Origin of the sequence: Pectobacterium wasabiae CFBP 3304, from assembly GCF_001742185.1 — a bacterium.
Lineage (GTDB): Bacteria > Pseudomonadota > Gammaproteobacteria > Enterobacterales > Enterobacteriaceae > Pectobacterium > Pectobacterium wasabiae.
In genome coordinates this window covers 1335878-1350586 of sequence record NZ_CP015750.1, presented here as the reverse complement: position 1 = coordinate 1350586, position 14709 = coordinate 1335878, and the positions used below count along the sequence as shown (strand labels likewise).

General features: G+C 51.5%; 13 protein-coding genes and 4 tRNA genes. 11 read left to right on the top strand and 6 right to left on the bottom strand.

Annotation, left to right across the window (positions count from 1 at the left end; genetic code table 11):
- Nucleotides 1-119: 119 nt before the first annotated feature.
- The 4 genes from A7983_RS06095 to A7983_RS06080 all read left to right on the top strand — a co-directional run bounded on the left by A7983_RS06095 (nucleotide 120) and on the right by A7983_RS06080 (nucleotide 647).
- Nucleotides 120-196 (top strand) — tRNA-Arg (locus tag A7983_RS06095).
- 116 nt (nucleotides 197-312) lie between these two features.
- A tRNA-His gene (locus A7983_RS06090) sits at nucleotides 313-388 on the top strand.
- Between the two features lie 52 nt (nucleotides 389-440).
- A tRNA-Leu gene (locus tag A7983_RS06085) sits at nucleotides 441-527 on the top strand.
- 43 nt (nucleotides 528-570) lie between these two features.
- Nucleotides 571-647 (top strand) — tRNA-Pro (locus A7983_RS06080).
- 174 nt (nucleotides 648-821) lie between these two features.
- On the opposite strand, the gene A7983_RS06075 is transcribed toward A7983_RS06080, so the two are convergent.
- On the bottom strand, nucleotides 822-1631 hold the full coding sequence (locus tag A7983_RS06075) for a transporter substrate-binding domain-containing protein (protein ID WP_005969155.1): 810 nt from the start codon (nucleotides 1629-1631) through the stop codon (nucleotides 822-824).
- Nucleotides 1632-1885: 254 nt separating this feature from the next.
- Between A7983_RS06075 and A7983_RS06070 the strand changes: the two genes are divergently transcribed.
- Nucleotides 1886-2962 carry an iron-containing alcohol dehydrogenase family protein gene (locus A7983_RS06070; RefSeq protein ID WP_005969157.1) on the top strand — a complete coding sequence of 359 codons (1077 nt, stop codon included), beginning with the start codon at nucleotides 1886-1888 and terminating at the stop codon, nucleotides 2960-2962.
- 61 nt (nucleotides 2963-3023) lie between these two features.
- On the opposite strand, the gene A7983_RS06065 is transcribed toward A7983_RS06070, so the two are convergent.
- Nucleotides 3024-4325: a histidine-type phosphatase gene (locus A7983_RS06065; protein WP_005969158.1), complete on the bottom strand. Its 1302-nt coding sequence runs from the start codon at nucleotides 4323-4325 to the stop codon at nucleotides 3024-3026.
- Nucleotides 4326-4573: 248 nt separating this feature from the next.
- Here A7983_RS06065 and purB point away from each other — a divergent pair, with 248 nt between their 5' ends.
- From purB to A7983_RS06035, 6 genes are all read left to right on the top strand, one after another.
- On the top strand, nucleotides 4574-5938 hold the full coding sequence (gene purB / locus A7983_RS06060) for an adenylosuccinate lyase (protein WP_005969159.1): 1365 nt from the start codon (nucleotides 4574-4576) through the stop codon (nucleotides 5936-5938).
- 9 nt (nucleotides 5939-5947) lie between these two features.
- A complete protein-coding gene (locus tag A7983_RS06055) occupies nucleotides 5948-6490 on the top strand; it encodes a GNAT family N-acetyltransferase (RefSeq protein WP_005969160.1) in 543 nt (180 codons plus the stop codon).
- Nucleotides 6487-7278 carry an amino acid ABC transporter substrate-binding protein gene (locus A7983_RS06050; RefSeq protein ID WP_005969162.1) on the top strand — a complete coding sequence of 264 codons (792 nt, stop codon included), beginning with the start codon at nucleotides 6487-6489 and terminating at the stop codon, nucleotides 7276-7278. The genes A7983_RS06055 and A7983_RS06050 overlap by 4 nt, the downstream gene beginning before the upstream one ends.
- A gap of 85 nt (nucleotides 7279-7363) precedes the next feature.
- A complete protein-coding gene (locus tag A7983_RS06045; protein ID WP_005969164.1) occupies nucleotides 7364-8035 on the top strand; it encodes an amino acid ABC transporter permease in 672 nt (223 codons plus the stop codon).
- 9 nt (nucleotides 8036-8044) lie between these two features.
- Nucleotides 8045-8806: an amino acid ABC transporter ATP-binding protein gene (locus A7983_RS06040; protein ID WP_005969167.1), complete on the top strand. Its 762-nt coding sequence runs from the start codon at nucleotides 8045-8047 to the stop codon at nucleotides 8804-8806.
- 77 nt (nucleotides 8807-8883) lie between these two features.
- Entirely contained in the window at nucleotides 8884-10041 is a 1158-nt protein-coding gene (locus A7983_RS06035; protein ID WP_005969168.1) for a M20 peptidase aminoacylase family protein, read from the top strand.
- 56 nt (nucleotides 10042-10097) lie between these two features.
- Here the strand turns inward: A7983_RS06035 and A7983_RS06030 are convergent, their stop codons facing one another.
- From A7983_RS06030 to A7983_RS06015, 4 genes are all read right to left on the bottom strand, one after another.
- Complete coding sequence (locus A7983_RS06030; protein WP_005969170.1) at nucleotides 10098-10898, bottom strand: amino acid ABC transporter ATP-binding protein; 801 nt, start codon at nucleotides 10896-10898, stop codon at nucleotides 10098-10100.
- A gap of 42 nt (nucleotides 10899-10940) precedes the next feature.
- The gene (locus tag A7983_RS06025) at nucleotides 10941-12050 is read right to left on the bottom strand and encodes an amino acid ABC transporter permease (protein ID WP_005969172.1); all 1110 of its coding nucleotides are present in this window, start codon (nucleotides 12048-12050) and stop codon (nucleotides 10941-10943) included.
- A 10-nt stretch (nucleotides 12051-12060) separates the two neighbouring features.
- Complete coding sequence (locus A7983_RS06020) at nucleotides 12061-13284, bottom strand: amino acid ABC transporter permease (RefSeq protein ID WP_005969173.1); 1224 nt, start codon at nucleotides 13282-13284, stop codon at nucleotides 12061-12063.
- Between the two features lie 122 nt (nucleotides 13285-13406).
- Nucleotides 13407-14459: an amino acid ABC transporter substrate-binding protein gene (locus A7983_RS06015; protein WP_005969175.1), complete on the bottom strand. Its 1053-nt coding sequence runs from the start codon at nucleotides 14457-14459 to the stop codon at nucleotides 13407-13409.
- Between the last annotated feature and the right edge of the window lie 250 nt (nucleotides 14460-14709).

The following is a 14709-nucleotide window of genomic DNA, read 5'->3' as shown; positions in this document are numbered from 1 at the left end:
GGATTTGTACGTAATTTAGCTTGAAATGAGCAAAGCATAAGCAAACGCATCATTTCGATAAAAAAGCACTAGACAGTCAGTCGCTAAGTCCGTAATATCCCGTCCCGCAACGGCGCTAAGCGCCCGTAGCTCAGCTGGATAGAGCGCTGCCCTCCGGAGGCAGAGGTCTCAGGTTCGAATCCTGTCGGGCGCACCATTATATTGTGTAAACGAGTATGTTGTGTGCAAGAGCTGCGGTGGTACACTTACCTTCGTAAAGAAAGTATCCCGTAAAAAGGAAGTGCCGCGTAATAAGATGTAAATGTGGTGATGGTGGCTATAGCTCAGTTGGTAGAGCCCTGGATTGTGATTCCAGTTGTCGTGGGTTCGAGTCCCATTAGCCACCCCAGATTTAGCAGTAAATTAGCGATTTTTCGTTAATGAAAAAGTTTGTGAGTTATGCGAAGGTGGCGGAATTGGTAGACGCGCTAGCTTCAGGTGTTAGTGTTCTTACGGACGTGAGGGTTCAAGTCCCTCTCTTCGCACCACACAAACGAGAACATCAGTGATGTTCACAAAAAGCAGTACATTCGGCGAGTAGCGCAGCTTGGTAGCGCAACTGGTTTGGGACCAGTGGGTCGGAGGTTCGAATCCTCTCTCGCCGACCAATTACAAGAAAAAGCACATCGAAAGATGTGCTTTTTTTTCGACTTAAAATCATGTAACGACGATAAACCCTGATTTTTTATTTGATTTTAATTGAGGTAGAGTGCGGATATGAAAGGCTGCGAGTCCGCACTTTGATTTTTACAGATAGACTGGATTGTTACCGATAGGCTGTTTTATTGAGCTTTGGATCCATGCCCCAGCACATCATCGTTACCAAAATACTTTTCGGCTAGCTCATTCAACTGACGGTTGCTTCTTAATGTGTCGAGCTTTTCGTTAAAAGCGGCGAGTAGGGTGTCGCCTTTTGGATTTTTCGCAAACGGAAAACTAACGATCTCATGGGATAACGGTTCCCCAACCAACTTGAGTGGCAGTTTATGTTTGTTGATTTCGGCTAGCAGAATCGGGCGTGAATTGACATAGCCCTGTACGCGGTTGCTGATGACATCATTGACTGCGCCGTCTCGGGTCTCGTAGGTTCTAATGGTAATATTGTTTTTGGGAAAAGCGTTACGCAGGTTCGTGACGTGTGTAGAGCCTAGAACCCCTGCAACCGTTTTTCCGTCCAGGTCGGATAAAGACTGGATATCGTCATTTTTTATACTTGTGACGATCTGTGAAGCATAAGTGAGGTAGTCTTTAGAAAAATTATATTTTTTCTGACGAGCCTCGGTTTGGACGAAATTATTCGCGATAGTATCAAGTTTTCCTGCCTCTAACTGCCCCAGTAAGCCGCTAAAGTCTGATGTTGTCCACTCGACCTTATATCCCAGTTCATGCGCTATTTTTTCAGCGACTTCTACATCATAGCCAACGAGTTTACCGTTTTCTTTATAAGAACCAGGAAAACTCTGTCCGGTAGTACCAATGCGTAAAACCTGTGGCTGGTCCGTAGTGGTCGTGTTATCACACCCAACTACGGCGACGGCGATCCCTGCTGCGAGCAAGAGTGTTTTAGGTTTAATAAAGAAGCGTGTTTGCATGGTGGAATTCCTATTCCCTAGTGTAATGGTTATATCAGTTTGGGTTTTAATATAATTATTTGATAGATATAGATTTAAGAACCTAAACTGAACTATATCACTGCGAAAAATGAGTGGCTTATATCGTAACGCTATAATTTATTCTCTTTACTCCAGTTACAAATTTCATTGGGATTCTTAAACTGATAAACCAATCTGTGGGCCTTCCTCGTGGTTATGAAAGAATGGCAACTGCCAGTTAAAAAGGAATTCTTGTGTTATCTATAAAATCTCCCCTTGCTTATCATCATCAGGCTGATTTGTGCCGTCATATCGGTGGACTGATTCACTCGTTTAGTCAGAACATTGCGATTTTAACCAGCCCAAGTGCCTGGCAAGCGGTTGAGAATGAAGTGACTGGCAGCCTTAAGAGCAACGGAATTGCTTTTGATGTGCATTTCTTAACCGGAGAATGTACGCGTGAAAGTGTGGAATACCACCGTGAAAAAATTGCACGGAATAACATTCAGTTTGTCGTAGGGATTGGCGGCGGGCGTGTGCTGGATTGTGCTAAGGCCATCGCGGATGGACTGGAAAATGGGCAGGTTGCCACACTACCAACGATAGCGGCTACCTGTGCGGCCTGGTCGCCAATTAGCATTCTTTATAATGATCAAGGCGGGCATCAGGGGACTGTTGTGCTCAAACGGATGCCTGTCCTTGTCATGGTTGATAGTTCCGTCATTGCACGTAGCGACGCGCGTTACTTGAAAGCCGGGATCGTTGACGCGTTGGCGAAATGGTATGAATTTCAGCCGTACTTGAGCTCGTGTAGCGACAGCCTGGCATTGAGTCTCAAGATACAGGCCGCCACTTTTGCCCGTGATATCTTTGAACAATGGGGGGAACAGGCGATACGCGATAATGAAAATCAGCAGGTGACGCCTGCGTTGCAGAAGGTTATTGATGCGGCGATTGCTGGCGCGGGACTGGCTAATAGTATGAGGGATGAAAACCCTGCTCCGGGTGTTGCTCATGCTATTCATAACCGTTTGACCTATATCCCTGAATTGCACGATTGGCTACATGGTGAAAAAGTCGGATTCGGATTGCTAGTACAATCTCTTCTGGCACATGACAGCGAGTGTGTTGATGAGGGTTTATTGGAGCAGTTATATCGCTATGATATGCCCTTATCGCTTCCGATAGCAGGAGAACAATATGAGGAAGCGGTGAAGCATATCGTGACACACTTTAAATTCCCAACTGATAGCGCGGCGTTATTGCCGTTCTCTCTCTCTCCTGACGCACTGAACCGCGCTATTCTGGCGGTGGAAAATGTGCGCAGATAGCCATGCTGTCCTGTCGGATTCATCAACCCGACAGGACGTTGTTTCCCTGCGTGGTAGTGCGTTATGGCGCGTAATGCACCGTTGCTAACGCACTGCTATCGATGCTTTTTCGCATTGATTCCAGCGTGGTAGCAAAAGGACACAGCGTGCCTTGCTCTGTCTGCTGGCAACCCTGCAACGCCAACTCTTCTTTCAATAACGGCTGCTGCTTACCCAACTGTGTCAGCGAACGGATCTGATCCAGCGATTGTGTCTGGAAGTAGACGCGTAAAAAACGCTGCTGAGTAGTGGTATCACGCCAGCGTTCAAAGACCAGACTGCCTGCGGGCGGGATGTTATCGGCGGTATCGCTGGGGAGCTGCCAATGAAACTGCAACAGCGTGCGTAGATAGGCGATGTTGGTGTCGTGGGCGACATACAGCAAGTAAGGGGCTGTCGGCGGCTCGCCTAGTGCGGTGTCCTGTTCTGCTGATGTCCCTTGCGCCAGTGCCTGTGTGATTTGCTGCATCAATAGCGAACCACCGCGCTGTGCGATATAGGGAACATCATTGGTGAAATCGTATTTAGCCGTCATTGGTGCCATCAATGGGGTGAGATCCTGCGCGCTGCGGACATGACCGAAGGCAACCTGTGCTAGCGGCAGGTTTTCGCTATATTCCAGCAGGAAAACCTCGCTCATATTCGCCAGCGTATTCAGGCCACTGATAGAAGTCGAACCGTCCTTATCCTGTTTGAGCGCCCACGGTTTATCAAACACCGGACAGGGCTGGTCTGCTGTGCATACGACCTGCTTCAACAACGTGATACTGGGCTTAAGACGCTGATAGGCGGTATCTAGATCGCCACCCATCGCTTTCAACACCTCGGCCTTTGCCCGTTCAGGGTCAAGCGTGCCAATCCCCATTTTATCCCCGTGGAACAACGGATCGTGCTTTTCATCCTCAACGGCGTGTGTGGCAACACCGCAACCGGGAAACATGCCATCCATATAAGCCTGTGCGGTTGCGCGAGTGCGTTGCAATGGGCTGGCAAGTACATAAATCTGCTGTTCTGTTGGGCAACCCGAAGCGAACAGATGCTGTTGTCGATAATATTCGCCCTCATAGCGGCCTTTTAGCACCGTGGCGGCATAGCCATGTCCGGTTAATTCGCCTTCCCGCGTGACCCACTGCGGCCATTGTCGCGCCGTGCCGGATTCTAACGCGGTTGTATTGGATTCGGTCGGGGGGCGAACGCCATGGCGGCTGACTTCAACCACTTTTTCCAGCAGATAGCGATCCTGAGCTTGAGCAGAGAACGTTGAAATAATAGGTATTATAATCAATAAAATACGGATTGTTCGCGATGTGTTTTGGGAAAGCATGATAATCCTTCGTCAGCAGTGATACGGGCAAGGAATTTCATTGTAGAGAGGGGAAAGTGACAAGCGGGTTTCTCAGCCCAAGAGAGAGTGTTAGCGAACATGTCTAGATGCATACTTTGCAATCAAACTTTTAGATCTAAGATAGATCCGAAAGATATAAAGCGCATAATTTCCGCATGTTATATTTTTAAAAATTAAAAAGACGACATAAAACCCCGCCTGATAAATCCAACACTAACGAGTTAATTATGGCATCACATCTTATTGATTTTCTTCTTATAGGGAATAATTTTGGCACGCCTGAAATGCGCGGCGTCTGGTCCGAGCATAACCGCCTGACTAAACAGGTCGAGGTAGAAGTTGCTCTGGCGCTTGCCGAGGGCGAACTCGGTGTCATTCCGCTGGATGCGGCAAAAACCATTGCAGAAAACGCTGACGCAAGCGCGCTTAACGTTGAAGAGATTGCAAAAGATGCGGCACGCATGAAGCATTCTCTGATGCCGACGATTGCCGCGATTCAGAGACAGTGTGGTGCTGCGGGTGAATTTATTCACTACGGCGTAACCACGCAGGACATCGTTGATACCGCGACAGTGTTACAACTGAAACAATCTTTCGATATTGTCGTCAGAGATACACAATTGCTGGCCGTTGAACTGAAACGCTTGGCGAAGAAATATCAACACACGCTGATGGCTGGCCGTACCCACGGCATGCAGGCGCTGCCTACCACGTTTGGCTTCAAACTGGCTGTCTGGCTGGATGAATTTATTCGTCACCTTGAACGTCTGGGTGAAATTAGAGAGCGTGTTTTGGTCGGCAACATCAACGGTGCTATTTGCACTTATGCTTCTTTTGGCGAACAAGGGCCGGAAATCGAGCGTCTGACGCTGGATAAACTGGGGCTGAATACGCCGAATATCGGCTGGCAGTCTGCCCGCGATCGCTTCTCCGAATATGCCTCCGTGACGGTTCTGATCAGCGGTACGCTGGGCAAAATCGGCAACGAGCTGTACAACCTGATGCGCACCGAGATTAATGAAATCGAAGAGCCGTTCTCCGAAGGGAAAATCGGTTCTACCACGATGCCGCATAAACGTAACCCTGCCGCGCTGGAAGGGCTGGCTAGCCTGACGGCACCGCTGTTTAAGAGCGCCGCGCTGATCCACGAATCCATGAAAGTTGAACATGAGCGTGATGCGATGAGCTGGCGTGCGGAGTGGATCGCGCTGCCGGAAATCAATATCTATCTGTCTGCTCAGCTTCAGAATGCGCTTGGCATCCTGCGTGGCATGTCCGTCAACGAGAAGCAGATGCTGGCGAATCTCGATCTGCAAAATGGCCTGCTGCTGTCCGAGAAAGTGATGTTCGAGATTGGCAAACGTCTCGGTAAGCAGACTGCTCACCATTTGGTTTACGAATGCTCTATGCAGGCATTCGAGCAGAATCAGTCCTTTAAATCGGTACTGCTGGCACACCCGGTACTTTCCGAACAGGTGACGGCCGCCGATCTGGACGACTGGCTGAATCCGGCTAACTACGTCGGCAGCGCGCCGCAGAAGGTCGATGATGTGATTCGCTATGCGGATAACTCCGGCCTGTTGCCAGCATAAGGTGAAACCATGAGTATCGTATTTCGTCAGGCTACGCTTGCGGATGATGAAACTTTTTTGGCGCTGGCGCTGGCGGCGTTTGAGCCGATTCGTCAGTTAGGTATCAATTTTTCTGCTGCCCATGCGGATATCGACATGGTGCGCACGCACATCGCCTCACACGGCGTTTATGTGATGGAAAAAGGTGGGGAGATGGTGTCGTCATTTACCATCCGCTATCCGTGGGGGCCTGAGCCGGGCCCGTTCGGTCTACCGCATCTGGGCTGGTTTGCGACGCACCCTGGCTATAAAAAGCAGGGATTGGGTAAGCAAATGATGAGCTGGTTGGAAGAAGAAATTCTGATTAACCAGCTCAAAGCGCCTGCCGTGTCGCTCGGCACCGCGCAAAACCACCCGTGGCTGATTGAGATGTACAGAAATTATGGTTTCAAGGAAGTCGGGCAGACGAATCTGGGAAAAGGACACCTGACAATTTGGATGGAAAAAATCCTTGATAACCAATTGTATGACCAGTGGAAAGATAAAAATTCAAAAAGAGAGGCAGTAAAATGATGAAAAAAGTAACGTTGTCTGTTCTGGCGCTGACGACCGCCTTTCTTGTTGCCGGCTGTGATTCTGGGAAAAGCGGCACCGAACAGGAAAAAGTACTGAAAGTGGGTTCAACAGGCCAGAGTTATCCAAGTGGTTTTAAGCAGGATAACAAGCTGGTCGGGTTTGACGTTGAAGTCACGGAAACCATCGCGAAGGATTTGAACTACAAAGTTGAGTGGGTTACCGCTGATTTCAGTGGCCTGATGGGGCAATTGGAAGCGAAAAAGCTGGATACCGTGGCGAACGTGGTGGCAATTACCCCTGCGCGTCAGGAAAAGTATAACTTCGCCCAACCGTACAGTTATTATGGCAGCCAGATTGTCACGCACAAAGACAACGCGGACATTAATACATTGGCTGACCTGAAAGGGAAGACGGTTGCCGGGGTTCTGGGTTCTAACCACGTCAACAACCTGAAAAAAGCGTTTGCCGACGGCAGCGTCACTATTCGCACCTACGAAACACGCGATGGCGCAATGAACGATGCGCTGTCTAAACGTGTTGAAGGCTACGTGAATTCACGTCCGATCCTGTTGGCTGAAATCAATAAGCGTAATCTGCCGTTCAAACTGGTTGGCGAACCGCTGGTGATTGAAGAAGTCAGCTTCCCGTTCCACAAAGACGAAAATGGTGATGCGTTACGTAAACAATTCGATGCTGAATTGACGAAAATGCGTGAAGATGGACGCCTGAAAGCCCTCGCCGAAAAATACTTTGGTGAGGATATTTCTGTTTCACCGAAAAAGTAACGTTATTGCATTGCCGCTTGTCGGTTGACTTATCGCCTCCTCCACCGGTGCAGTATGGCCGGTGGAAGCATTAATGGTATAACTCATGAATGTCGATCTTGCCTACCTGCTGAAGGTCTTTCCCCAGGTATTAATGTATTTGCCGACCACGCTGTTCCTTGCCGTGGTGTCGATGTTTTTTGCTATGGTTCTCGGCCTTATCCTGGCGTTAGTCCGTGAAAGCAAGATCGTCGCGGTAGTAAAAATTGTCGAACTGTATATTTCGTTGTTTCGCGGCATTCCGTCGCTGGTTCAGTTATTTATTATCTATTTCGGCCTACCGCAGCTATTTCCAAGCTTATCCAATCTGGATGCGATGACGGCCGCGATTATCGGCTTTAGCCTGAAAACCTCCGCCTATATGGCTGAGATTTTCCGTGCGGGCCTGGCCTCGGTGGATTTCGGCCAGACGGAAGCGGGCCTGTCCATTGGCATGAGTAAAGCGCAGGTCTATCGCCGCATCGTATTGCCTCAGGCGATGTTGAATGCGTTGCCAGCGACGGGGAACACCTTTATTTCCCTGATTAAAGATACCTCGGTGGCCTTCGCGCTGGGCGTCTCCGAACTGTTCGCGGAAGGCAAGATGATTGCCGCTGAATCTCTGCGTTTCTTTGAGACCTTCCTGGTCGTGGGTCTGATTTACTGGATGGTGATTGTGGTTTACGCCTGGCTGCAAAAGCAGTTGGAGAAGAAACTGAATCACTCGCTACAGCGATAAGGGGCTGACATGATCAGTGTAAAGAATCTTTCTAAACGCTTTGGCGATCAGGTGGTGTTGAACAACATTAGTCTGGATATCGCGAAAGGCGAAGTTGTTGCCATCATCGGCCCATCCGGTTCAGGTAAATCCACGCTGCTGCGCTGCCTAAATCTGCTGGAAACGCCGGAGTCAGGTACGATAAAAATTGGCGAACAGACGCTAGATACGCATCGTTACTCCTCCAAAGAGGCCTACGCGCTGCGTCGTCAGACGGCGATGGTGTTTCAGAGTTATAACCTATTTAAGAACAAGACGGCGCTGGAGAATGTAACGGAAGCGCTGATTGTCGTGAAAAAAATGCCGAAGAAGCAGGCGGATGAAATCGGTCTTGCGCTGCTGGAACAGGTTGGCCTGCTGCCGCAGGCGGCACAGTATCCGGTGACGTTATCCGGCGGGCAGCAGCAGCGTGTGAGTATTGCACGTGCGCTGGCGGTCGATCCGAAAGCCATTTTGTTTGATGAACCGACCTCGGCGCTGGACCCGGAAAGGGTACACGAAGTGCTTCAGGTGATTCAGAAGCTGGCGAAAAACGACACCACGATGGTGATCGTTACCCATGAAATGCAGTTTGCGAAAGAAGTAGCCGACCGTGTGATCTTCATGGCGGACGGCCATATCGTTGAGGAAGGTCCGGCAGAGCAGGTGATTAGCTTCTCGGACAACCCGCAAACCCAGCGTTTCCTGCGTCAGTTGACCAAGCTGCCTGAGCCGCTTGAGTACGATATTTAACGCATACGTAGACACACCTGCACGCCTGAACAAGGCCGCCCCGTCAGACGGGGCACGATAATGTGGAGCAAGAATTGATGAAAACCGCACCTCAGCACGAGCCTCTGGCTCAGTTTATTCAGGCGTTTCGCCACGATTTACACCGCAATCCTGAACTGTCGAATCAGGAGTTTGAAACGACGAAAAAGATTCGTGCGGTATTGGAAAAAGAAGGGATTCGCGTTCTCGATCTGCCATTGAAAACGGGTCTGGTCGCGGAAGTCGGTGGCCTACAGGATGGTCCACTGGTCGTGGTGCGTTCGGACATCGACGCCCTGCCGATTGAGGAAGAATCCGGCGTAGAATTCACATCACTCAACAAAGGGGTGATGCACGCCTGCGGTCATGACTTTCACTCTTCCGCTGCGTTGGGTGCGGCGATCCTGCTGAAGAAAATCGAACCGGAGCTGAAAGGCACGGTGCGGATTTTGTTCCAGGCGGCTGAAGAGACAGGCCTGGGCGCACCGGAAGTGATTGCTGTCGGGGCGTTGGACAATGCGGTAGCGATTTTCGGTATTCACAACGATCCGACGTTGCCTGTTGGCGTCATCGGTGGGAAAGACGGCGCATTGACGGCGGGCGTTGACCGTTTTGAGATCAAAATTGCGGCGAAAGGCTGCCACGCTGCGAAGCCACATGAAGGCAACGATCCGATTATCATTCTGGGTCAGTTGATTTCTGCGGTGCAAACCATCATCAGCCGCACGGTGTCGTCCGACAATAACGCGGTGGTGTCAATTACTCAGGTTCATAGCGGCAGCACCTGGAACGTTATTCCCGACACGGCCTATGTCGAAGGCACGGTCAGAACGTTTAATCAGGACGCGCGTGATTTGATTGAGCAGCGTTTCCGCCAAATCGTTTCGGGTATCGCCAGCACCTTTGGCGCGGAAATTGAGTTCCTGTGGCACGCAGGGCCGCCATCGGTGATCAATACGCCAGAGTGGGTTGAGTTTGCACTGAACGTGGCAAGTGACGAAGGCTTTGAAGCGCGCCGTGTGGAAGCCAGCCCGATTGGTGAAGATTTTGCGTTCTATCAGCAGAAACTGCCGGGTACGTTCATGATGGTTGGCTCCGGCGGACCTTATGCACTACACCACCCGAAATTCCGCGTTGACGACAGCGCACTGTTCCCAACTGCGCACTATTTATATCAGGTCGCGAAACAGAGCTTAGAACAGCTCTCTTCCCGCTAATTCCCGATTGCTCAATGCTATCCGCGCCGGTTCTCCGGCGCGGATATTTTTGCCTATTAATGGCTTAGAATCTGATCCAGGAACTGGCGCGTGCGCGGATGTGAGGGCGTGTTGAAGAAGTCCTGCGGCGGGGCGGACTCAACGATGCTGCCGTCGGCCATCAGAATCACCTTGTCAGCGACCGTCTTGGCAAAGCCCATCTCATGGGTGACGACGATCATCGTCATACCCGACTCCGCCAGATCCAGCATCACATCCAACACTTCTTTAATCATCTCTGGATCCAGCGCTGAAGTGGGTTCGTCAAACAGCATGATTTCCGGCTGCATACACAGCGCCCGGGCAATCGCCACACGCTGCTGTTGGCCGCCAGAGAGCTGGAGCGGGAATTTATGTGCCTGATTGGCGATATGCACCTTCTCCAGATAGTGCATCGCTAAATCGATGGCTTCCTGCTTCTTACGCTGTTTGACCAGCGTCGGGCCAATCGTCAGGTTATCCAGCACGCTCAGATGGGGAAACAGGTTGAACTGCTGGAACAGCATACCGATACCGGAGCGCACGCGGTTGATGTTCTTGATGTTGTCGTTAACTTCGATGCCATTCACGCGGATATGGCCGTCGTGGTGCTCTTCCAGTCGGTTAATACAGCGAATAAGTGTGGATTTACCTGAGCCGGAAGGGCCGCAAATCACCACACGCTCGCCTTTCTGCACGTTAAGCGTCACGTTATTCAGCGCCTGAAACGCGCCATACCATTTGCTGACAGCGTCGATCTCAATGATGACGTTGTTGTCTGTGATGATATTGTCTTTAACTACATGATTTGTAAATGAAGTGTCTGCGGCTAAGCTCATGATAACCACGCTCCTGTCGGTGTTTTCATCAACGGCTATCGCTTAACCGTGATACGTTTCTGGGTTACGGCTGGCATCGATGCGTTTTTCCACCCACAGCGCGTAGCGTGAGAGCAGGAAGCCAAACAGCAGATAGATAGCCGAGATAAAAATATAGGTTTCAATGTAATAGCGCCGCCATAGCGGGTCCTGCATTACTGAACTGGTGGCAGTGAGGATGTCGAACAGCCCGATAATGATGACGAATGAGGTGTTCTTCATGGCGGCGATAATATGGTTGGTCATGGCGGGTAGGCAGATGCGCAGCGCCTGCGGCAAGATAATTTTGGTCGTTGTGTGCCAATAGTTGAGATTGAGCGCCATCGCCGCTTCGTATTGCCCGCGTGGAACGGACTGTAAACCACCGCGAATCACCTCAGCCTGATAGCAGGCGAAAAACAGCGCGATACCGATGATGATGCGCAGCAGCTTGTTGATTTCCATGCCTGCGGGCAGGAACAGCGGGAAGACATTAACGGCAACGAACAGGATCGTGATGAGCGGCACGCCGCGCAGGCCTTCGATAAAAACAACTGACAGGCCGCGTAGAAAAGGCAGTGGCGATCGCCGCCCCAGCGCCAGCAAGACCGAAACGGGCATACCGATGACGACGGTGCCGCTAAACAGCAGAATTGTCAGCGGTAGACCGCCCCATTCGCTGGAAGGCACGTAAGATAAGCCAAATAAACCGCCGAACATCAGGATAGCGATGCCAATTACCGCGGCAATCCACAGTGGTAAGAGGATGCGCGAATACCAGAAACGGGGCATCAGCGACAGACCGAGAGCCAGAAACCAGATCCCCATCGCCAGCACCAGACGCCAGTGTTCATCGTAAGGATAAAGGCCAAACAGGATGGGACGATGTTTTTCTACGATTACCGCCCAGCAGGCACCGGCGGCTACTCGGCAGACGTCTGGGTCGGTGGTGTACCACACGGCATCGAGAATGCCCCAGTGCAGCAGTTTATTACCGATGTTCCACATCAGCACCATCAGTAGCAGCGTGAGTACAGTTTGCGGCCCGCTGCTGAACAGGTGGCGGCGCAGCCACAGCAGTGGCGTGCGTAGGCGGCTGGGAACGGCGGAGAGTGACAGTACCGGAAATAACATTCAGTGTTCCTCAGCGTTCTTTGATGGCGACGGCGCGGTTAAACAGGTTCATCAGCAGCGATGTCACGATGCTGACCGTCAGGTAAACCACCATCATGATGGCAATGACTTCGAGCGCCTGACCGGTTTGGTTCATCAACGTGTTACTGATGTTCGCCAGCTCTGGGTAACCGACCACGACCGCGATCGAGCTGTTTTTTGACAGGCTGACATACTGGCTGGTCAACGGTGGAACGATGACGCGCATGGCCTGTGGAATGATGATGTGGCGCATCATGTGCCAGGGGGAAAAGGACAGCGCACGTGCCGCTTCCAACTGCCCTTTGGGGATAGACTGAATCCCCGCCCGCACGATTTCCGCAATAAACGCAGAGGAATAGAGCGCAATGCCGAGCAGCAGCGCAGTGAATTCAGGGCTGACGGTAAAGCCGCCACGGAAGTTAAAACTGCGCAGGATTGGACGATCAAGTTCTGCTGGTGCGCCGGAAAGCCACCAGACCAGTAGCGGTAGCCCGATAAACGCGACGAGTGTCAGGCGGCCTGTCGGCAGAGAGCGTCCTCGGCTTTCCCGAACGTAGCGTGCCACGCGCTTCAGGATCAGGCTAATCAGGGCGGCGGCGAGTAGGGCGGTTCCGGCCAACAGCCAGCCGTGATGCGCGGCGGGGACGGCAAAAGACAGCCCGCGATTGGTCAGAAAGCCCAGGCTGCCAAGCTCGATAGCATCGCGTGGTGAGGGAAGGTTACGGATAACTACCGACCAGAAAATCACCTGCAAGATCACCGGAATATTGCGCATCATCTCGATGTATCCCCCGGCGAGCCGCGCCAGCAACCAGTTGCGGGAGACGCGGGCGATGCCGACGGAGAAACCCAGCAGTGTCGCAAGCGCGATGCCGCATAGCGTGACGTACAGGGTATTCAATAAACCGACGCCAAGCGCACGCAGATAGCTATCGCGTGGGGTAAACGCGATGAGTTTTTCACCAATTTCAAACTGTGCGATGTGGTCGAGGAAGCCAAATCCTGTCGCGATATTTTGTGAGCGTAGATTTTCGACTACGTTGGCGTACAGCCAGTAGCTGAAAGCGACAATCAGGAGGCCGAGCAGGCACTGATAAATCCAGGCGCGTAGGGATTTACTGTCAAAAGCGTTCAACAGGTGGCGCGAGTGAGATGGCATTCCCGACCACGGTGTGGCTGAGGCTGGCAGTAGCGTCTTGTCTGGTGATTTCATTACCGGCGGTCTTTTCTTCTGGTCATTGCCGATTCTCAACACACCCAATGACGGTAGTGTCTGAATATGGCGGTATGGCATCAGCCCGAATCTTTCCGAGCTGATGCCAACAGTGTGGTGAATTAACGAATGGGCAGGCCGTAGAGCAGACCGCCTTTCGTCCAGAGGTTATTCAGATCGCGCTCTAGCGGTGCCGGGGTGTCTGGCCCGAAATGACGGTTATAAATATCGCCGTAATTTCCCACCTGCTTAATCAGGTTGTAAGCCCACTGGTTATTCAGCCCCAGCTTTTGTCCATAGTCTCCGGTGGTCCCAAGTAGTGCCTGTACATCCGGGTCTGTCGATTTGAGTTTGCTGTCTACGTTCTGTTGGCCGATTTCCATCTCTTCCGCGTTGAACGTGGCGTAAACCACCCATTTGACGATGTCGTACCACTGGTCATCGCCCTGACGAACCGCCATTGCCAGCGGCTCTTTTGAGTAAATCCCCGGTAGAATCACGTGGTCTGACGGTTTTTCCGCATCAAAGGTACGCACGCCGGGCAGGGCGACTTTATCGCGAGCGATGACGTCGCAACGCCCAGACAGATAGGCCGCGACGTACTCTTTATTGTTCTCAATAACCACCGGGGTGTAATGCAGGTTGCGTGACGCAAAAATCTGCGCGACGTTGCGTTCGGTGCTGCTACCCGGCGTGATGCAGACGGTCGCGCCGTCCAGATCTTCTACCTTTTTCACATTGGCACTGGTGCGCACCATGAAGCCGGTTCCGGTATAGAACGTCGGCGGGGCGAAGTTCAACCCAAGCGAGGTGTCGCGAGATAAATCGGCGGTGATATTGCGTGATAGCACGTCCACTTCACCCGACTGAATTGCCGGGAAACGCTGCGCGGTGGAAAGGGCGGCAAAACGTACTTTGCTGGCATCGCCAAAAATAGCGGCGGCTAACGCGCGGCAATAATCGACGTCCAGTCCGGTCCACTGTCCTTTGCTATCAATCGCGGAAAAACCGTGGCGCGCGGGGTGTACGCCGCAAACCAGCTCACCGCGTGCTTTGATCTTTTTGAGCGTCTCGCCGTTTCCTGCATCAGCGGCATTGGCGTGAGCAACAGGCAGCAGAAGCCCCCCTAAAGTTAGCGCAGTGGCGGTCGTCAATGAGAGTAGTTTTCGCAGCATAAGTATCCTCAGAATGGTCGGTGTTGTTTTGTGCCCGTCAGATTTCAAGCTGCCTGCAACTCGAATTACCCAAGGGCTAATTTGTTGTAATTAATTGTTTTTATTGTGATGCGTTCTTTTGTATACAAATGTTCTCAATGTTGCTTGCAAATGGCAAATAGCATATTTCTCTATCTAAAGCTGAATAATGGATATAGCTATTTTGGGGATGATGCGAAGGAGAAAAGAGAGCGGTGCCTTGCGCGATAAG